This is a genomic window from Vibrio sp. HDW18, from assembly GCF_011306175.1.
GTDB classification, from domain to species: domain Bacteria; phylum Pseudomonadota; class Gammaproteobacteria; order Enterobacterales; family Vibrionaceae; genus Vibrio; species Vibrio chanodichtyis.
Map to the genome: position 1 here is coordinate 180,788 of NZ_CP049914.1, position 19,594 is coordinate 200,381.

15 protein-coding genes are annotated in these 19,594 nt (G+C 47.8%); 9 read left to right on the forward strand and 6 right to left on the reverse strand.

Annotated features, from left to right (window positions below):
• Positions 1-72 precede the first annotated feature (72 nt).
• Positions 73-1,893, forward strand: a complete 1,821-nt coding sequence (locus G7083_RS12640; RefSeq protein WP_166015198.1) for an SUMF1/EgtB/PvdO family nonheme iron enzyme — start codon at positions 73-75, stop codon at positions 1,891-1,893.
• 83 nt (positions 1,894-1,976) lie between these two features.
• On the opposite strand, the gene pdxH is transcribed toward G7083_RS12640, so the two are convergent.
• Positions 1,977-2,612 (reverse strand): pyridoxamine 5'-phosphate oxidase, encoded by a 636-nt coding sequence (gene pdxH / locus G7083_RS12645; protein WP_166015199.1) that lies wholly within the window; start codon positions 2,610-2,612, stop codon positions 1,977-1,979.
• Between the two features lie 278 nt (positions 2,613-2,890).
• On the opposite strand from pdxH, the gene G7083_RS12650 reads away from it, so the two are divergent.
• From G7083_RS12650 to G7083_RS12665, 4 genes are read left to right on the forward strand one after another with little or no spacing between them, the layout of a single operon-like run.
• The gene (locus tag G7083_RS12650; protein ID WP_166015200.1) at positions 2,891-4,282 is read left to right on the forward strand and encodes an HlyD family type I secretion periplasmic adaptor subunit; all 1,392 of its coding nucleotides are present in this window, start codon (positions 2,891-2,893) and stop codon (positions 4,280-4,282) included.
• 7 nt (positions 4,283-4,289) lie between these two features.
• Complete coding sequence (locus tag G7083_RS12655; protein WP_166015201.1) at positions 4,290-4,952, forward strand: transglutaminase-like cysteine peptidase; 663 nt, start codon at positions 4,290-4,292, stop codon at positions 4,950-4,952.
• A 5-nt stretch (positions 4,953-4,957) separates the two neighbouring features.
• Positions 4,958-6,871, forward strand: coding sequence for an EAL domain-containing protein (locus G7083_RS12660; RefSeq protein ID WP_166015202.1), 1,914 nt, complete (start codon positions 4,958-4,960; stop codon positions 6,869-6,871).
• Between the two features lie 14 nt (positions 6,872-6,885).
• On the forward strand, positions 6,886-8,997 hold the full coding sequence (locus G7083_RS12665; protein ID WP_166015203.1) for a type I secretion system permease/ATPase: 2,112 nt from the start codon (positions 6,886-6,888) through the stop codon (positions 8,995-8,997).
• Between the two features lie 113 nt (positions 8,998-9,110).
• Here the strand turns inward: G7083_RS12665 and G7083_RS12670 are convergent, their stop codons facing one another.
• Positions 9,111-10,781, reverse strand: coding sequence for a DUF342 domain-containing protein (locus tag G7083_RS12670; protein WP_166015204.1), 1,671 nt, complete (start codon positions 10,779-10,781; stop codon positions 9,111-9,113).
• A gap of 343 nt (positions 10,782-11,124) precedes the next feature.
• Here G7083_RS12670 and G7083_RS12675 point away from each other — a divergent pair, with 343 nt between their 5' ends.
• From G7083_RS12675 to G7083_RS12690, 4 genes are read left to right on the forward strand one after another with little or no spacing between them, the layout of a single operon-like run.
• Complete coding sequence (locus tag G7083_RS12675; RefSeq protein ID WP_166015205.1) at positions 11,125-12,657, forward strand: ABC transporter substrate-binding protein; 1,533 nt, start codon at positions 11,125-11,127, stop codon at positions 12,655-12,657.
• The gene (locus G7083_RS12680) at positions 12,650-13,609 is read left to right on the forward strand and encodes an ABC transporter permease (RefSeq protein ID WP_166015206.1); all 960 of its coding nucleotides are present in this window, start codon (positions 12,650-12,652) and stop codon (positions 13,607-13,609) included. Before G7083_RS12675 ends, G7083_RS12680 begins: the two co-directional genes overlap by 8 nt.
• A complete protein-coding gene (locus G7083_RS12685) occupies positions 13,606-14,397 on the forward strand; it encodes an ABC transporter permease (RefSeq protein WP_166015207.1) in 792 nt (263 codons plus the stop codon). The genes G7083_RS12680 and G7083_RS12685 overlap by 4 nt, the downstream gene beginning before the upstream one ends.
• Positions 14,394-15,776: an ATP-binding cassette domain-containing protein gene (locus G7083_RS12690; RefSeq protein ID WP_166015208.1), complete on the forward strand. Its 1,383-nt coding sequence runs from the start codon at positions 14,394-14,396 to the stop codon at positions 15,774-15,776. The genes G7083_RS12685 and G7083_RS12690 overlap by 4 nt, the downstream gene beginning before the upstream one ends.
• An 83-nt stretch (positions 15,777-15,859) precedes the next feature.
• On the opposite strand, the gene G7083_RS12695 is transcribed toward G7083_RS12690, so the two are convergent.
• The 4 genes from G7083_RS12695 to G7083_RS12710 all read right to left on the reverse strand — a co-directional run bounded on the left by G7083_RS12695 (position 15,860) and on the right by G7083_RS12710 (position 19,590).
• Positions 15,860-17,236 carry an ATP-binding protein gene (locus G7083_RS12695; RefSeq protein ID WP_166015516.1) on the reverse strand — a complete coding sequence of 459 codons (1,377 nt, stop codon included), beginning with the start codon at positions 17,234-17,236 and terminating at the stop codon, positions 15,860-15,862.
• Between the two features lie 61 nt (positions 17,237-17,297).
• A complete protein-coding gene (locus tag G7083_RS12700) occupies positions 17,298-17,954 on the reverse strand; it encodes a response regulator (protein WP_166015209.1) in 657 nt (218 codons plus the stop codon).
• A gap of 23 nt (positions 17,955-17,977) precedes the next feature.
• The gene (locus tag G7083_RS12705) at positions 17,978-18,607 is read right to left on the reverse strand and encodes a tetratricopeptide repeat protein (RefSeq protein WP_166015210.1); all 630 of its coding nucleotides are present in this window, start codon (positions 18,605-18,607) and stop codon (positions 17,978-17,980) included.
• 185 nt (positions 18,608-18,792) lie between these two features.
• On the reverse strand, positions 18,793-19,590 hold the full coding sequence (locus G7083_RS12710; RefSeq protein ID WP_166015517.1) for an SDR family oxidoreductase: 798 nt from the start codon (positions 19,588-19,590) through the stop codon (positions 18,793-18,795).
• Between the last annotated feature and the right edge of the window lie 4 nt (positions 19,591-19,594).

Here is a 19,594-nt window from a genome sequence, read left to right on the forward strand (position 1 = left end):
AGACAAAATGGCGTTTTCGTTTAGAATGCTCATAACTTAGACTTAATTTCCTAATTTGAAGTAGACACCACCATGCGACAAGGGATTCCCGCTCTATTATTAGCACTGTCACCTTACTTAGTGACAGCCCCCGTGCTGGGAGAGGAAATCGCCTCTTCTGTGCTTGCGATTGATGATGCGCTGTTTAGCAAACATACCGAGCTGCAAAAGGCTAGCGATACGACCCAACTTCAGAAAACCGTTATCAATAACCAACAGTCTGAGTTGAATCGGTTGGATCAACAAGCTAAAGCCTTACAAACCTTGCTTAACACTGCTAAAACCAATCTTGAGCGTGATTATCAAAAAATGATTGATGAACCTGATCTGGATATCAGTCCATCACAAAATGCGTATCAAGCCGCCTGGACGGAGGTCAAACAAAATCAAATTGTTCGCCTCGATGCCGAACAGAAACTGCAAGAAATGCAGAGTGTATTCGCTCAATACCAAGCTCAGCAGCAAACCATCGAACAGAGTATCGCTCAACTCCAGCAGCAGAGAATGCGCGCACGGGTGGCGAGATTGCGTGAAGAGCTACAGCGTTCAGGTGAGCAGAAAATCTCGATTACCAATCTGTGTAATGCAGAGATGACCCTTGCACAATGCAACAAACAAACCACCGACCTCGCTTTGCAAAAAGCGGTCAACCAATTCCAACTTTGGCTGATTGATCAAAGCAGTGAAACCAGCATCATCAAACCACAACTGCATAATGTATCGCTCAACATTCACCTACTCAAACACGCTGTGGTAGAGTCCGGTTTTTATGACGGTATGCAATTTAGAAGCCTCATCACTGCCCAGCTTGAAGCGCGCCCAGCCAAAAATGTCCCTTGCAAGCTGCTCAATATTGAATCGCAATACTGTTTTGACCCCGGTCAAGGCGAGGCGGAACAACAGCAAAAAGAAGTGGCTTGGATTAACTTATCGCTGCGTTCCAATCAACATGGCGATCGCGTGACTATTGATGGGGTTAACTACGGCAACACCCCTGTAGAAGTGATGCTACCGGCCGGTAACCATCGGATCAAAATTGAAAAAGAGGGATTTCGCACCTTCGAACAAGAAGTCACTATCACCTCAGATCATACTTTGCGGGTCAATTTGCATGAAAGATCCAACCCACTGCGTGCTGGGCATAAATTTGCCGATTCAGTAAAAGGCAAAGTTACGCCACCAGAAGTGATCACACTGCTGCCAGGACAATACCTGTTAGGAGAAAACGCCGCGCAACAATACCACCTTGATCATGCTTTCGCACTCAGCGCGACGCCAGTCACCGTGGCTCAGTTTGAAAACTTCATCAATCAGACCCAATACCAGACTGATGCCGAGCTGAAAAATCTGTGCATTGCGGTTAATCAATCCGAAGTAACTCCCATCGCAGACAGCAACTGGCGTAACCCTGGGTTTCAACAAAACGCAAATGCTCCCGTCGTATGCGTTAGTCAAAATGATGCCAAAGCTTATGCCAACTGGCTCTCCAAGCAAACCGGATTCACCTATCGACTGCCGAGTGAAGAAGAGTGGGAAATTGCCGCACGGGCTGGCAGCAAAACCGATTATTGGTGGGGCAATCAATTTGGGGCCGGTAAAGCCAACACGGGCTGGGCTGGCACCTCTTGGTCAAATCGCAGTACATCGCCGGTAAAAACCTTCTCGCCAAACTCATTAGGCTTTTACGATATGGTCGGCAATGTATGGGAATGGACCAATGATTCACGTGGCTTAGTCAAAGGTGGCGCGTGGAGCTTTTCACCGGAAATGGCAAAAGCTCATAGTCAACTTTTTGTTGGACCCACCACCGCTGCTAACTATGTCGGTTTTCGTCTACTACGTGAGTTAAAATAAGCGCTAACTAACCAACATACAAAAGGGGGAATTATCCCCCTTTGTTGATTTTGGCTAAATTAGCTAGCTATCGTACACCTGTACTATGGCGCCAGTCGATCCACCTGCCATGTTTGATCTTGACGAGAATATAAGAAGCGATCGTGCAACCGGTGTTCGCCTCCTTGCCAAAATTCAATGCTGTGCGGTTTGATCCGATACCCCCCCCAAAAACTAGGCACCGGAATTTCCCCATTGGCAAATTTCTGCTTCAGTTCAAGATATTTGCCTTCCAAAATACCACGGGCGGAAATTCGGCGACTTTGATGACTGGCAATCGCGGCAATCTGGCTCTCTTTGGGACGCGAAGTAAAATATTTGATGTTTTCTAATGTGGTTAGCTTTTCTGCTACCCCGGTAATATGCACTTGTCGTTCTAAAGGGTGCCAAGGAAAGTGAAGACTCACTTTACTATTTTGGGCAATATGCTCCGCTTTACGGCTGGCCAAATTGGTGTAAAACACAAACCCTGCATCATCGACATTTTTAAGTAGCACAATACGTTGAAATGGCTGGCCATTCTCATCCACCGTTGCCACCGTCATCGCCGTCGGATCGGATAAATTAGCCGCGATCGCCTGCTGTAGCCAATGATTAAACTGATCAATCGGGTTGGTCTGTAAATCTTTTCTTCTTAGCCCACCATGAATGTATTCTCGACGAATATCTGAAAGATCCATTGCTGCTCCTTACTTATTTTTGCCCGATTGTGCGCTGATCCTACTGATAACTCAAGTGACCATCGATTGCATCAACCGGCTAGGTGACAACAAAAAACATCAAATTCATCAAAATTATTAACCTGTTAAATAGGCCTTTTGCTGTAGATAGCATATTCTTAACAATTATAAACACCAATAATAAAATCAACCGACTAAGCATACCGCATCCGGTTGCGGTCACGGCCCAATCCTGCATCGATTGCGAGTAGGCACGGCTGGTGAAACAGGAACCCATTATGAGCCATCACAGTTATCACAAGCTCAGCGACGAAGAACTCGATTATGTGGACGACAAAACGGCCGCATTACTACTGAATACTCCACGTAGTGCACAGATCATGCTATGGGTGATGGTGGCATTTTTCGTGTTGGCCCTGCTTTGGTCTGCGTGGGCAGAAATTGATCAAGTCACAGTCGGTCAAGGTAAAGTGGTCCCCTCTTCACAAATTCAGGTCATTCAGAATTTAGAAGGTGGACTCGTTAAACAAATTCTGGTGCATGAAGGTCAGCAAGTACAAAAAGGTCAGCAGTTAATCCTGATCGACGATACCCGTTTTCGTTCAGATTTTCGTGAACGTGAGCAGCAGGTCGCCAACTTAACGGCCACGGTATTACAGCTGTCCGCCTCACTCGCTAGTGTGATCCTAGATGAGGAAGTTGAAGAACAAAATTGGGCCAATAGCGTACGTTTGGATTATACCAAACTCACCTTCCCTAATGAGTTGAGTAGCTCAGAGCCTGAGCTAGTCGAGCGTCAACGTAACCAGTATCGACAAGATTTGGATAATTTACGCAATCAATTATCGCTCATTTCACAGCAAATTACCCAAAAACAACAAGATCTGATTGAAGCGCAAGCTCGTGTGGCAAATTTGCGCCAAGGTTATGATTTTGCGAAAAAAGAACTGGAGATCACCGAGCCTCTCGCCAATGAAGGCGTAGTACCGAAAATTGAATTGCTCAAACTACAACGACAACTCAACGATACCCGGCGAGAATTGACCTCAACTGAACTCAAAATTCCGGTGCTCAAAGCCGCGGTTCGCGAAGCGATGCTCAGCCGTATCAATGCAGCACAAAAATTCCGCACCGAACAACAAGATAAACTCAATCAAGAACAAGATAAACTCTCAGCGCTCACCGAATCAACTGTCGGGCTGGAAGATAAAGTGAACCGTACCGTGGTCATATCACCAGTCACCGGCACGGTAAAAACCCTGTATGTGAATACGGTCGGCGGCGTCATTCAACCAGGCATGAATATTATTGAAATTGTGCCAACCGAAGATACCTTGTTGGTTGAAGCACAAATTGCGCCGCAAGACATCGCTTTCCTGCGCCCACAATTGCCAGCGATTGTAAAATTTAGTGCTTACGATTTTACTCGCTACGGCGGTTTAGAAGGCACGTTAGAGCACATTAGTGCCGATACTACCCAAGATGAGAAAGGCAATACCTTCTACCTTGTCCGTGTGCGTACGAAAGAGACCACTTTTGGTCACGATAAGAATTTACCGATCATCCCTGGGATGACCGCCTCAGTGGATATTATTACCGGCAAAAGAACGGTATTGGCTTATCTGCTCAAGCCGATTTTAAGTGCGCAAAATAATGCACTAAGAGAATAATCGGCGCATGAAACATTGGATTGTTCTGTGGTTAGCGATTGGCGTCTCCTCATTCGCGGCGGAGCTTAATCCCCAAGAGCAGCAGTGGATCAATGCCGTGCAAGCCACTTACGGCCCTAGAGCGGGCTTGCGGGTAAAGACTTGGCGGCACGCCATCGCACAATGGGCAACGCTATCAGAACAAGAACAATTACCCGCGGTCAACGCATTTTTTAACCAACTCAATTTCATTAATGATATTGAGCTGTGGGGAGTAAAAGATTACTGGGCAACTCCGCTAGAGTTTCTCGGCAGTAATGCGGGAGACTGTGAAGATTTCACAATTGCGAAGTATTTCTCACTGCTGGAACTCGGTGTATCGGATAAAAAACTGCGTCTCGTGTATGTTAAAGCGATAGAGCCAAACCAATTTCATATGGTGTTGGCATATTATGCCACCCCAAGTTCGGAGCCGGTTATTTTGGATAACATCAATCCACAACTCAAACCGGCTTCAACTCGCCAAGACTTACTGCCGATTTACAGCTTTAATGGTAAGAGTTTGTGGCTAATGAAATCCCATCGCGGCCAATGGGCGGGCGATGCTTCCAGACTCAGTTTATGGAATGACTTAAGAGTCAGAGAACGCTCACTTAAATTGAATAAACCTCTAGTTAGCTATGATGAGTAGGCACTATGACGCTATACAAACAACTTGTCGCCGGGATGATCGCGGTGTTTATTTTGTTGTTGATTGCGGTTTTCAGCATCCAATTCAACACCACCCGTAACAGCCTTGAGCAACAACAACGCTCTGACGTCAATAATACCATCAATACCGTGGGCTTAGCTTTGGCTCCTTATTTGCAGCAAAAGGACACCGTTGCCGTCGAGTCGGTGATCAATGCACTGTTTGATGGCAGTAGCTATTCCGTGGTGAGATTGATCTTCCTTGATGATGGCCATGAGATCCTGCGCAGCTACCCGCTTCAGCCAAATACCGTTCCGAACTGGTTTACTCAACTGCCTTTATTTGCACCGATTCACGATCGGCGCGTGGTCACAAGCGGTTGGATGCAATTGGCGGAAGTCGAAATCGTTAGCCACCCGGGGCCAGCCTATGCTCAACTATGGGATGCTTTGCTCGACCTATGCACTGCTTTTGTTGCAATGTTAATGCTGGGGATGTTAGCGGTCGCTTGGCTATTAAAACGCGCTTTGCGACCACTACAACTGATCGTCAACAAGATGGAACTGGTCGCTAACAATCAATTTGGTGCACCGCTGCCGCGCCCTAATACACAAGATTTGATTTCAGTGGTTGACGGTATTAATAAGATGTCTGAACAGGTCGAAAACGCCTTTAAATCGCAAGCCAAAGAGGCACAGCAACTGCGTGAACGGGCTTATCTTGATCCGATCTCCCAATTAGGTAACCGCGCTTATTATATGAGTCAATTAAGCAATTGGCTGACCGAAAGTGGTGTGGGTGGCGTGGCTATTTTGCAAGCCGAGTTTATCCAAGAGTTGCATGAGACAAAAGGCTACCAAGCGAGTGATGGCATGATACGAGAACTGGCGGATCGCCTGAAAAACTCGATCACCACCAAAGATATCTTACTGGCCCGCATCTCAACCTATGAGTTTGGGATCATCATGCCCAATATGGATCACAGTGAACTCAAAATTGTCGCCGATAGCATGATCAGCTGTATCGAAAACATTAATCCCGATCCCACTGGATTGGGTAAAACCCATCTTGCGCTGGGTGTCGTGGTCAGTAACAAGCGTCAATCGTCTAACACGCTATTACTCTCTTTATTGGATAATGCACTGGCGAAAGCGAAAGCGAACCCCGAATTGAAATATGGCTTCATTAATAGTGATACCGATAAAGTCATTTGGGGCAAACAGCAGTGGAAAACGCTGGTCGAAGAAGCAATGCATAACGATGGCTTCACGCTACGCTTTCAAGCTGCCAACAACAGTTGGGGACAAACCTTTCATCGCGAAGTGTTCTCTGCGTTTGAGAAAGATGGGGTACGCTACCCAGCCAACCAATTCCTATTTGCGCTTGAACAGCTGCATATCAGTCACTTATTTGATCAATACATCATTGAAAAAGTGATCACGGTACTAGAACAAGGCGAGCAGACTGAACCGTTAGCCATCAACATCGCTCAAGGCAGTCTCTCTCAAGCGAGTTTTATTCGCTGGATAAGCCAAATCCTCGCCAAACACGCAGCCGTTGCCAGTTGGCTGCATTTCGAGATCCCAGAGAACTGTTTTATTCATCAGCCACATTACACAGCTCTATTTTGTCACGCAGTACGCAGCGCAGGAGCCGATTTTGGCGTCGATAACTACGGGCGTCACTTCCAGTCTCTGGACTATATCAATGAGTTTCGCCCCAAATACGTCAAGCTTGATTACCTTTTCACCCACCATTTGGATGATGAACGGCAAACCTTCACCCTAACCTCCATCTCCCGTACTGCACATAACTTAGGCATCACGACCATTGCATCACGGGTTGAAACCCAGACTCAGCTCGATTTTCTCTCAGAACATTTTATTGAAGTCTTTCAAGGCTTTATTGTTAATAAATAACCAAGGTCAAAGGCATGCAAGATACGTTACTCAATTCGCTGCTGTACGTAAGCCGTTATTATGGGCTAGCCAATTCGCCTGAAGCGCTGATCAATGGCCTACCGTTGACAGAAGGTAGACTCACGCCTTTTCTTTTTCCTCGTTCCGCAGAAAGAGCCGGGCTGATCGCTAAAGAAAACCGCGCCGCATTAGCGGCCATCCCCCAATTAGTTTTTCCGGTAGTCTTGCTGCTCAAAGGCGGTGAAGCTTGCGTACTCAACAGCATTAATCAAGCCACCCAAGAAGCGGAAATCGTCACCGCAGAATCGGGCATGGTGCCCGTCGCTTATTCGATAAGTGATCTCCAACAACGCTATATTGGCCGCTACTTTATGGTCAAAAAGCAGTTTCGTTTTGATGAACGTTCACCCGAAATACTCAAGTCGAATGAGGGTCATTGGTTCTGGAGTACCATTTATCAATCCAAACACATCTATCGGGATGTGTTGATTGCCTCAATCCTAATCAATCTATTTGCAATTGCCGCGCCGATGTTTTCACGTATTGTGTATGACAAAGTGATCCCCAACTTAGCCTTTGAAACTCTGTGGGTACTTTCCAGCGGAATTTTAGTGATCTTTCTGTTCGACTTCATCTTCAAAATGCTGCGCAACTACTTCATTGATGTGGCAGGCAAAAAATCTGACATCCTGATTTCTTCCAAGCTGTTTAGCAAAGTGATGGGCATTCGCATGGAGGCTCGTCCCCCTTCGGTGGGAGCTTTTGCACGTCATTTGCAAGAATTTGAATCAATTCGCGAATTTTTTACCTCTGCCACCATCTCAGCACTGATTGATTTACCCTTTGCACTGCTATTTTTGCTGTTGATCGGCTTAATGGCCGGACATCTGGTCTGGGTGCCAATTATTGGTGTGCTGATGTTGGTGGTTTATTCACTACTGATGCAAGCCCGATTAAGACGCGCGATAGAAGAAGGTTCCAAGCTTGCCTCACAAAAATACGCCAATCTGATTGAAAGCTTAACTGGCTTAGAAACAGTGAAACTGTTTGGCGCACAAGGACAGTTCCAATACCGCTGGGAAGAAGCGGTGGCACATATGGCCAACTGGAATATTAAAAGTCGTCGCATTACCGATAGCATTCAAAACACCGCAGGATTTATTCAGCAAGCGGCGAATATTGGCATGATCATTGTTGGGGTCTACCTGATTTCCAATGGTGACTTAACCATGGGCGGATTGATTGCCACCACCATGCTCAGTGGTCGAGCCACCGGCCCGCTGGTACAACTTTCGCTGCTTTCGACGCGCTACAACCAAGCCAAATCATCGATGACCATCATTGAGCAGATAATGGCAATGCCGGATGAGCAAGAGCAAGGTAAACGTTATATTCATCGCCCAATCATTCAAGGCAAAATTGAACTCGATCGGGTCACTTTTCATTATCCCAATTCCCCTATCGCTTCCGTACGTGACCTCAGCCTAACCATCAATCCAGGAGAAAAAGTCGCGATTATTGGTCGAATTGGCTCCGGCAAAACCACCCTTGAGCGACTGATCATGGGACTTTATAAACCAACGGAAGGTCATGTGCGCATCGATGATACCAATATTGCCCAACTGCACCATATCGATATTCGGCGCAATATTGGTTGCGTCCCACAAGACAGCGTCCTGTTTTACGGCTCGATTCGCGACAATATTACCCTCGGTCGCCCACTCGCCGATGATCGTGAGGTGATGGATGCCGCCAACCGAGCTGGGGTCACAGTATTTACTCAACAAGATCCCGCTGGTCTAGAGCGCCAAGTTGGGGAAGGCGGTATGCAGCTCTCGGGTGGCCAACGGCAAACCGTTTCGATTGCGCGAGCCCTACTCGGCCGACCACCGGTGCTACTGATGGATGAACCGACCAGCGCAATGGACAACCGCTCAGAAATGCACATTAAACAGCAGCTCAGCCAACTAAAGCCGAGCGAAACGCTGATCCTGATCACCCATAAAACTTCGATGCTGGATGTGGTCGATCGTGTGATTGTGATGGAAAAAGGGGGAATTATTGCTGATGGTCCAAAGCATGAAGTGCTTAACGAACTACGCCAAGGAAATGTGCGGGTGGTGTAATAATGGAAGCTAATTAAGCAACGGTTCGCTGTTCAGCGATAGTGTCAGATCATCACGCGGGAAACGACACCCAGCGAAAATTAGTGTTCAACCGCACACCTAGCGAGGCGAGATTAAATACCGATATCTTCCGCTTCTAAGCGTGACGATAATTTAATCTCGCGCTGATTAAAGCTAAAAATCGAGGCGCCATGCTCACGTTTGGTCAATACTTTCTCATCACCAAATTGAATGGTGACATGGGTAAAGGTTTTATTTTTCGCTTCTACCGTGTTTTCCTGTAACTGCCGATCAAACTCTTCATTTAGCGTATCTAACGCGAGTTTAATTTTTTCCATCTGACTGGACGCTTGCGCCTTACTCTGCTCAAGCTGTTGTGTTTCTTCATCGCTACGCTCATTTTTAGGGCGTTTTTTCAGCTCGATTTCACGCCGAACCAACGCCATCGTGGTATCTTGCGCTTGTTTGTACAGCTCTTTATGTTGGTTGAGCCGATCTTTATAGGTTTGGTAGCGAGCAAACGCCTCAACATGTGTCGCGGTATCACCCTCAACCCCAAGATTAAAACACAGGATTTTACCACCCACTTTCGCGCTACCGGCACTTAATGTACCTTGGGTCATTTTGCGGTCGAGCACGGTTAAATCATTACCACATCGGATAATATTACCAATACTATGCACGCTGATATGAATTGAATCTGCCGCTTGCAGCTCGACATATTGTGCGTAATTGGCGCGAATGTTGGCCCCCGCTTTGACAATGCAACTGCGCTCGCTATCATCGGTGACCATACGCCCAATAATACCTTTACCGACCTCAATATCACCTTGTGCCTGAACATTGGCCGATTCAATAAAACCACCCACTTTGATCGAGCCCGTCGCCCGCACAATCATGCCAGGTTCAATATCACCGGCAATCATGATATTCCCTTTAAAACGGATATGCCCCGTCGCCACACTAACGTGGTTTAAGCAAAGCGCGCTATCAACTTCAATGGTATTTTTTTTGATCAGCGGCATTCCCGCTTGACTGGCGAGTAATAGATTAGGATCGGTCGGCGAGATATGTGTCCCTTTGCCAGCCACCAGCGGGAACTCTTTGCCAGGCTGAGGTTGAATCAGTTTGCCTTGAACTGTGTAGCCTATTTCACCTTGGGTCGCGGGCAAACGGCGCATCACCGGATCGTTTTCACTCACCGTGATGGTGGCACCAAGATTGCGCATATCCAGTTTGTTTTCACCCGCTTTTTGCTGGGGGCGCAAAATACGCTTAGCCACATCTTCCACTAAAGGCACAAATTGACTATCACGACCTTGGATTGGCGCTTTGCCTCGCGCCACAGGTTGAATAAATTCATCACCCGGCACTAATTGGTTGCTGACCAATAACACTTTTTTTAGCGCCAGTTTGTTAATGCCTTTCAGCACTTTAGCTTGCGCTAGAGCATGTACTAACTCATTACCACGCAAACCGCGACCGCCGTATGCTCCTGTAACCTGCATACTGGCCAACATATCATTTTCGCCCAGCACCACACGCACCGTTGCATTGCGAACTTCCGCAATCACTACCCCTTCAAAAGCGGTACCTTGGGCTTGTTTAGCAGCATTGATAAACCGAGTGACCGCCTCCTCACATACAAACAATTTTCCAGCAGCGATTTGGGCTAAAGCCACTGGCAATTCACTACGGTCGAACTCTTTTGCCATTGATTGTGCCGCCAATTTGGCGACGATTTGTTTGCGATCGGGCGTGAATTCCAGAATATCTTTCCACATAACACTTATCTTTTACAGCAGCGGACCTTCATGCTTTAAGTGTATAAGAACAAAGCCGATCTACAAACTGTTCAGCCTGCAAAGTCAGGCTTAGGTCACTATGTCACCCCCTCACAGTGACTTAAATCGAAAGAAAAACACCGCCCGATCTGACACCTAGCGAAGATCAAAGATTGCCCGATCACGGATTGCCAAGCCGGCTAAGTTTGCTGTCATCCCCATCCTTCATGCCATCGATTGCCCGCAAATAATTGCCGATGACCAAAAGGTTTATATAGACATGATTTTTATTCTCATGTTTAATTGTTATGTTATAACATTTTATTTGATTGAGGATATTTGCATGAATACACTGAGGTTGCTCAGTCTAATTTTGCTGCTAGGCGGAGTAGGATTATGGTTTACCCACCATGATTCAGGCTCAACAACGCTGGAACTCTCCGGCCCTTTTGAGTTCAACAGTCAAGATTTGGTTAAAGATGGCTACCTATTTTCACGCCTGCAAGTGGTGGAAGCTTTAGTCGGTATCAATCAAAACTCGCAACCCTATCCTTTGCTAGCCACCCGTTGGAGCGTCAGTGAAGATGGCTTAGTATGGCGCTTTGATGTGCGCCCAGCTGTACGATTTCATGATGGCAGCTTACTCTCTGCCTCTGCGGTCGCCACATCACTGAGCCATGCACTGAATAAACCCGGCATCATTCAACAAGCGCCGATCAAAACTATCCGCGCACAAGATGATCAGCTGATTATTGAGTTAAATAGCGTATATCGCCCGCTGCCTGCGATGCTGGCTCACTACTCATTAGCCATCGCGGCAGCGAGCTCTTATGATGCCAGCGGTAACATCATTCAGCTTGCTGGTACAGGGCCTTATCAAATCGCCCAGTTACAAGCACCGCATAAAGCCAGCGTGACTCGCTTTACCGATTATTGGGGCCTGCCTGCCAGTATCGAGAACGTCAACTACTTAACTGGGCACCGCTCAGAAAGCCGAGCGTTATTAGCCCAAACAGGGCAAGCGGATCTGGTCTACAGCCTCGATCCGATCAGCATCCCTGCGCTGCAACAGAGCAAAAATCTCGATCTTTATCTTGAATCGATGCCGCGTACGGTACTGATCAAGCTCAATAATCAGCATCCACTGATCAATCACGCGGATGTACGGCAAGCAATCAGTTTAGCCATTGATCGTCAAGGTATTGCGCAATCGGTACTGAATTTGCCCGATTCAGAGGCATACCAATTATTCTCGTCCGCTCTGCAAGCGTGGCATTTAACTCAGCACACCCCACCGCAGCGTGATCTGGCCAGTGCACAAGCGCTGCTGGCCAAACAAGGTTGGACGCTGAATCCGCAAGGTTTACTCGAACGGGAGGGACAACGGTTTGAAATTCAACTGCTGACTTACGCCGATCGACCAGAACTGCCTCTGATTGCCACGGCACTGCAAGCACAGCTCAAAGAGGTAGGCATTCAAGTCAATATTTCGGTGGATAATTCCAGCGCGATCCCGGCTAAACACCATGATGGCAGCTTACAAATGGCGCTGATTGCACGCAATTTCGGCATCATCGCCGATCCCTTGCCTTTACTGCTGAACGATTTCGCGACCCACCAAGGGTCGGATTGGGGACCAACCAATTGGTCATCTGCACGATTTAGCCAATTGCTGGCTGAACTGACCATCGAGCCAGATAACACACGCTACCAACAGTTGGTGACACAAGCTGCCCAATTACTGGCTGACGAGATGCCACTTATCCCCGTCACTGATTATCGTGAGATTGTCGCTGTGAATAAACGTGTGCGTGGTTTCTCTTTCGATCCCTTTGAAATTAACTACCGCGTCGCACAGATGAGTTTCCATGACTAAAATACTTTTACACCGTTTTTACCAAGCCCTATTGGTGGCTTGGTCCGTAGGTACTCTCACCTTTATCTTAATGCGCTTGATCCCCGGCGATGTGGCTTATCGAATCGCCGCCGGGCGTTATGGCTACGATTATGTCAATGCCCAAGCGGCATTAGCGGTACACAGTGAACTAGGCTTGGATCGCTCGGCGTGGCAACTTTATTTACAGTGGTTATGGGATTTACTGCATCTCAATTTGGGGAATTCGTTGATCAGTAATCAGCCAGTCATCGATGCGCTGACCCATAACATCGGCCATAGCTTGCTACTGGCTGGAGCGGCAACACTGGTTTCGCTGCTGATCGCGATCCCAATTGGCGTGTATTGTGGTAAACGCACTCAGCAATGGGCGGATCATTTCGCCCTGCTGATCTCAATTATTATTAAAGCGCAGCCGATTTTCTTGATCGGCTTAGGGCTAGTGATCTTATTCGCTTTACAGCTCAATTGGTTACCTGTGGCAGGTTTTGGTCAGCCCAAGTTTCTGGTTTTGCCAGCGCTCGCTTTAGCTTTGGGGATGGCGGCGATGTCGAGTCGCATCATCCGCAACTCAACCGCCCAAGTGCTGCGCTCACCTTACTATGCTTTTGCGCGTTTAAAAGGCTTAGATCCGCAGCAAGCTTTTCAGCGCCATGCACAGCGTAATATCGCACTGCCGGTGATCGCCTTTGTCGGCATTCAAGCGGTGAGTTTAGTCGAAGGCATTGTGATGATTGAATCGCTGTTCTCTTGGCCGGGGGTCGGTCATGCCTTATCTCATGCAATTTTTCAGCGTGATATTCCGATGATCCAAGGCTGTGCTCTGTTGATGGGATTACTGTTTGTCGCACTCAATACCTTGGTCGATTTAACACAATACGCGTTAGATCCGCGCTTACATTTACACCATTCACTCGCAGAGGCCAAAAAATGAAGCTTCACCTATCAAAATCACAATGGCTCGGCCTTGGACTACTGCTGCTTCTGCTCAGTTTGGTGTGCATTGAACAGCTCGTTTACCAGGGTGATCCGGCCAAACAAGATTTGCAGCAAGCGTTGGCTACGCCCACTTGGCAAGAGCCATTGGGCACCGATCATTATGGGCGCAGTAATTTTGCCCGTTTAAGCTCGGCGATCACCACCTCACTCAGCATGGCGATCGCCTGTGTAGTGAGCTCTGCTTCACTCGGCTTAATCACTGGCATCATTGCGGCATGGAAAGGCGGCTGGTGGGACAGAAGCTTTGCTTGGTTGCTCAATGTGCTGCTGGCCATGCCCGGCTTAATTTTGGTATTGCTGTTTGGGGCAATTTTGCCCGGCTCTTTTTTCATGATCTATCTCGCCATCGCGTTAATGCTGTGGGTCGAATATTTCCGAGTGGTACGCAGTAAAACCCTGACTTTATTGCAGCAGTCACAAATCCAAGCCTCACGCTTGTATGGTTTCAACGCTTGGTATTTATTTCGCCGTCATCTGTGGCCAGAACTGCGTGAAGATCTCTTTACTCTGGGCTGCTTTGGCGCTGGTAATGCCATTTTAGCGCTCGCTTCGATCGGCTTTCTTTACGTTGGGCTTAAGCCGCCACAAGCCGAATTAGGCATGATGATGGTCGAACTGTTTCGCTATTATCACCAAGCACCTTGGGTGCTCGCCCAACCGATTGTAGTGGTGTTTATTTTGGTTTTAAGTTTTCAACTGCTGGCAAAAGGAAAAATCTCGTGACGGCGCTTCTCTCTGTACAACAGCTTTCCATCACTCATCGGCAAGCGACGTTAGTCGAAAGCTTATCGTTTGATTTACACCGCCATCAAGCGCTAACGATTTTAGGTGAAACGGGATCGGGTAAAAGTTTGCTCGCCAATGCGATCATCGGCAATCTACCGGCAGAGCTCAACGGCCAAGGTCAGATCCGGTTATTTGATCAATATCAGCATCAGCGTACACCAGCACAACGTGAAGCGCTATGGGGTAAACAACTGGCGGTACTGCCGCAAGAGCCTTGGCTCGCGTTAGATCCGATCATGCCCGCTGGCGAACAAGTTTCAGAAGTGCATCAACTGGTCATGGGCAATCGAACCAGCTATGAAAAACTAACCGCCGAGGCCTTTCAACACCTCGAATTAGAGGGCGATCAGCGTAAATACCCTCACCAGCTTTCCGGTGGAATGGCGCAACGAGTCGCCTATTTATGTGCCACACAGACCGCAGCGCCGATTCTGATCGCTGATGAACCGACCAAAGGCTTAGATGCCAGCCGCCGCGATCAAATCATCGCTCTGCTACAAGCTCAGTTGACTCAAGGCGCGTTACTCACCATTACCCATGATATCGAAGTGGCAGAAAAACTGGGCGGGACGATCATGGTAATGCGTAAAGGGGTGATCCAAGAACAAGGGCCTGCGCATCAAGTATTAAACCATCCGCAATCGGATTACACCAAAGCATTGATTAATTCCGACCCAAGACACTGGCCAAACACGCGATTGATACCCGTTGGCGAACCATTGCTGAGGGTCGAAAAGCTTGGTATGCAGCGTGGGGATAAACGCTTATTTGATTCACTCAACTTCACTCTGCATGCGGGGGAAATTCTTGGCATTAGTGGCGACAGCGGCTGTGGAAAATCCACCCTTGCCGACCTATTACTTGGGCTCTTCAACCCCAGCGAAGGCGCGGTACATCGCTTAGCCTCAATCCCGGCGGGCAAAGCGCTCAAACTGTATCAAGATCCGCCGAGTGCCGTCACCAAAAGTGTTAGCTTACGCACCTTATTGGATGATGTTTGCCAACGCCATCGTGTGGATCACAAGCAAATCCCGTACTTATTGCAGCGCTTAAAACTGTCACCTGATTTGTTATCCCGTAAGGCCGATCAAGTGTCTGGCGGTGAGTTACAACGCTTTAATATTTTGCGCGCATTACTCGCTAAGCCGAAAATATTGGTCGCCGATGAACCGACCTCACGACTTGATCCGATCACCGCCGCCAGCACCTTGCAGTTGATTATAGAATTAACCCAAGAGATTGGCTGTGCTTTGGTTCTGATCAGCCACGAACCAGTGGCACTGGAGAAAAATTGCCATCGGGTGATCACCTTGTAAGCCATATCGCAGTGTAAACCATATCACCCGATAAACCATACCACGCTTCAACACCCACGCCCTTGATCGAGCCCGACGTTTGATCAAGGGTGTTGGGTGTGTGGTTTACACTGTAAATGCTGACCTTCAGCAAAGCGCACCACAAACTGATTATGCCCTTCAGCTCGTGGCAACAGTATCACTTGCCCATGATGCGCCGCAGCAATATCGCGGCAAATCGACATCCCAAGCCCGGCACCATCGCCTTTTTGTGGGTTGGCCCGATAAAAGTTTTCAAAGATTTTGTCACGGGTCACATCATCGATGGGTGGCCCGCTGTCGCTAACCGCAACTTCGATTACCTCCTGTTGCTGAGAGAGTAATACCTCAATCTGGCTAGCTGGACCCGAATAGCGGATCGCATTGTCGAGCAGGTTTTTAAACAACATTCCGAGTAACAGTTCATCGCCCCATACCCAGAGCGTGGTTCCACTAAAACTGAGTTGTTGCTGCTGTTTAAATGCCATCGGAGCTAAGTCACTCATTATTTGCTTAATCACTCGACTTAAATCAACCGACTGTTTGACCAAGTTAGTGCTACTTTCCACTTTAGCCAGCATCAATAGTTGCTGGATCAATCTATCCGTGCGTTGAATGCCTTTTAAAATACGCTGTAAATCCTGCTTAAGTTGCTCAGGGCTCGTACTGGATAACGCATTTTCCGCATTCAGTTTCAGCACCGTTAATGGAGTTTTCAGCTCATGAGCCGCCATACGGGTAAAACGCTGCTCTCGCTGCCAAGCTAACTCTAATTCACCGAGCAGTTGATTGAGGGTTTCAACTAAAGGGGCGAGTTCGAGCGTTGGCTGCTCAACATAAATTCGGTCCAGTTTATGCGCACTACGCAGTGCCAACGCCGATTTGAGATCTTGAATCGGCTGAAAACTACGCTCAATCAGCAGCATGAGTACGCCAATTAAGCAAACAATTAGCATCAGTTGTGGCAGTGCTGTCGACAAGGCAATCTGATTTATCGCTTCATCACGAATACTCTGTTTTTCTGCAACTAAAACATACGCTTTACTATGATCTTCAATCGGATGGCTCAGTTGAAAAGAGCGCCAGCGAGTCCCGTCTAACCAAAGGTCGGCAAACCCTATCGAATCACGCCCTTTACTCAAAGCGGGCAGATGAATATCGGAGCTAAACAATAGCTGGCCATCACGATAAAACTGAAACAGTAGGTATTGCTCATAAGGATGACCAAACAGGGTGGCAATGTCGTCATCGGCTTTAGCTAAGCGCTGAATATGCTGCATCCATAAATCAAAATATTCACGCTGCTGATGATCAAGCAATGGACTGGCGGGATCTGCGGTGGCCATCAGCAGTAACTTAGCCGATTGTCCAAGACTGGCGTCATATACCTCTGCGACTTCATGCCGTGCATTAAAATAGCTCAAACCGAGCGAAACCAGCATCAGCCCAAGACTCATCAGCACTGATGTCAAGGTAAGGCGGCGTTTAATTGAAAATACGCGTTTATTTTTCAATCATATACCCCACACCACGCAGGTTTTTAATCACATGTTCTGGTAATTTTTTACGCAGATTATGGATGTGCACTTCCACAACGTTATCGCTGCTGGCTTCATCCCATCCATGTAACGCCTGTTGCAACTGCTCCTTGCTCAGTACTCGCCCAGCTTGGGTAATTAAGCTGGCTAAAATTTTATATTCATTGCGGGTTAATTTTAGCGCCTGCTGTGCATAGTAAATCTCTTGCTTGGAGAGCGACAGACTAAGCCCAGCAACTGAGATCAACTCCTCCGCGTTGCCAGTGCTGCGGCGAATGATCACCCGTAAACGGGCGAGCAACTCTTCCAACGCAAAAGGCTTACCGATGTACTCATCCGCACCACTATCTAAGCCTTTGACTCGGTCGCGAATATCATCACGAGCAGTGAGGATCATCACCGGCAATGAGTAACCCGCACGCCGGATCTGGCGCAGCACGTCTAAGCCATCCATATCCGGCAGGGTGAGATCCAATATAACGGCAATGAATTGCTCGGTTTTCAATGTGCTGGCGACACCAGCTCCGCGCAATAGCCAATCCACGGTATACCCTTGGCGGCTTAACGCGGCCTGCATCGATTCGCCGAGTAGCGTGTCATCTTCCACCAATAATAAACGCATAGGTTATTTCTGGCTGACTAACATTATTTTAGACTGGCTAACAGCTGCGCAATTTCTTGTTGGCGACCCGCATCAGCCACCGCTCGATTAGGTCTCGCTGGGGCTTGCTGTGCTTGTTGTAGATAACGTTTGGCTTCTACTTCACGCCCCTGCTGGATCAGAAAATCGCCGTAAAAATAGTTAGCATCAATTCCGATCGGATTAATCGCCAACGCTTGCTTTAATAATTGTTCCGCCTGATCGGTATCCCCAAATGATAGCGGCCAGCCCGGCACTTTATAGTACAAAATACCTAAACTGGTGAAAGCCGAACCTTCTAAAGTATTGGGAGCTTGTGCGATCACCTGTTCTAATAAGCTTTTGGCTTCTTTGACTAACGATAGTGCGCCAAGCCCACTGCTAAGGCTAGCCAATGAGGACTGATTGATCGCCAACCACACTTTCAGCTCAGGATTATTGCTGTCGCGAGTCAGCGCTAATTGAGTCTCGGCAATGGTTTGTTCATAACAGTTGACTTGCTGATCGACACTAGGGGTTTGATATCGACATTTGGCCCAATCGGCCTGCACTTGCTCTAACGGTGTCATGGCATACGCACTACTGAGCGGCCCGAACAGCAGCGTGAGGCTTATCCATTTGCTTATCGCGTTCATCTCTCGATCTCCTGTAACCATGCTATGGATGTTAAATATGGGATGTTGAATAGGTGACTTTAAACATCATGCTTTGAGCTCCGCGCGCCAAAACAAGCTATTTAAAGCTTAGATGATTTAACAACTTTAGTGAGCAACCATTTGCGTCCACAATAAAATCGCTGAGCTTGTGATCGCAAATAAGCTTAGCGATCTAAAAATGGCCATAGGATCGGCTGCTGTTTTTTGATCGCTCGCGATATCAAGCTCGGCCATAGCTGATTTAACCGCACCAACAGCTTCTCCGGCCAGCCCATCCATACTACTGCTTGCTCGGTGTCGATGATGTTGGCGACTTGCTCTGCCACCACGGCTGGCTCATCGCTGTGATTGCCTAAGGTTCGATTTAATTGCTGCACTATCGGGCTATTTAAAGCCGTATTGGTCGCCCTTGGCGCAAGGTAGAGCACTTTTATGCCAGAGCCTTGTAGCTCACGATTCATCGCTTCACTGAAGCGGTGCAACCCTGCCTTCGCCGCGCAATAAGCCGCGTAACCTGGGTAGCCAATCGCCGCAAAACTCGAACCAATATTGACGATCAACTCCGGTTTACTGACCCACTGCAATGCCAGATGAGTGATCTGCATTGGCGTCAACAGATTAAGCATCATTTCATGCTGCCATGATGCCTGCGTGCGCCGTGCAAACAGGCAAAACTGATTGCTGCCCGCATTGTTAATGATCACTCCGATCCGTGGCTGAGCTTGGTCTAGTTGCTGGATAAACTGTTGCAATTGCTCAATGCCGGTTTGCTCAGCCAAATCGACACTCAGCACTCGATGTTTTTCTGAGTTTGGTAGTGATTGACGCAGCCACTCCAATTTTTGTCGATCGCGAGCCACTAAAATCAACCATGCACCACGCGCCGCTAAGCTATGCGCTATTTTTTCACCAATACCGCCGGATGCTCCGGTGAGCAGTACATATTGCTGACCAATATTCATCATG

Excerpts from the sequence above, each read along its gene's own strand:
- G7083_RS12660 (WP_166015202.1), top strand. The coding sequence starts at position 4,958 with ATGACGCTATACAAACAACTTGTCGCCGGGATGATCGCGGTGTTTATT.
- G7083_RS12685 (WP_166015207.1), top strand. The coding sequence starts at position 13,606 with ATGAAGCTTCACCTATCAAAATCACAATGGCTCGGCCTTGGACTACTG.
- G7083_RS12670 (WP_166015204.1), bottom strand. The coding sequence starts at position 10,781 with ATGTGGAAAGATATTCTGGAATTCACGCCCGATCGCAAACAAATCGTC.
- G7083_RS12655 (WP_166015201.1), top strand. The coding sequence starts at position 4,290 with ATGAAACATTGGATTGTTCTGTGGTTAGCGATTGGCGTCTCCTCATTC.
- G7083_RS12675 (WP_166015205.1), top strand. The coding sequence starts at position 11,125 with ATGAATACACTGAGGTTGCTCAGTCTAATTTTGCTGCTAGGCGGAGTA.
- G7083_RS12650 (WP_166015200.1), top strand. The coding sequence starts at position 2,891 with ATGAGCCATCACAGTTATCACAAGCTCAGCGACGAAGAACTCGATTAT.
- G7083_RS12695 (WP_166015516.1), bottom strand. The coding sequence starts at position 17,236 with ATGCTGGTTTCGCTCGGTTTGAGCTATTTTAATGCACGGCATGAAGTC.
- pdxH (WP_166015199.1), bottom strand. The coding sequence starts at position 2,612 with ATGGATCTTTCAGATATTCGTCGAGAATACATTCATGGTGGGCTAAGA.
- G7083_RS12700 (WP_166015209.1), bottom strand. The coding sequence starts at position 17,954 with ATGCGTTTATTATTGGTGGAAGATGACACGCTACTCGGCGAATCGATG.
- G7083_RS12710 (WP_166015517.1), bottom strand. The coding sequence starts at position 19,590 with ATGAATATTGGTCAGCAATATGTACTGCTCACCGGAGCATCCGGCGGT.
- G7083_RS12640 (WP_166015198.1), top strand. The coding sequence starts at position 73 with ATGCGACAAGGGATTCCCGCTCTATTATTAGCACTGTCACCTTACTTA.
- G7083_RS12705 (WP_166015210.1), bottom strand. The coding sequence starts at position 18,607 with ATGAACGCGATAAGCAAATGGATAAGCCTCACGCTGCTGTTCGGGCCG.
- G7083_RS12665 (WP_166015203.1), top strand. The coding sequence starts at position 6,886 with ATGCAAGATACGTTACTCAATTCGCTGCTGTACGTAAGCCGTTATTAT.
- G7083_RS12680 (WP_166015206.1), top strand. The coding sequence starts at position 12,650 with ATGACTAAAATACTTTTACACCGTTTTTACCAAGCCCTATTGGTGGCT.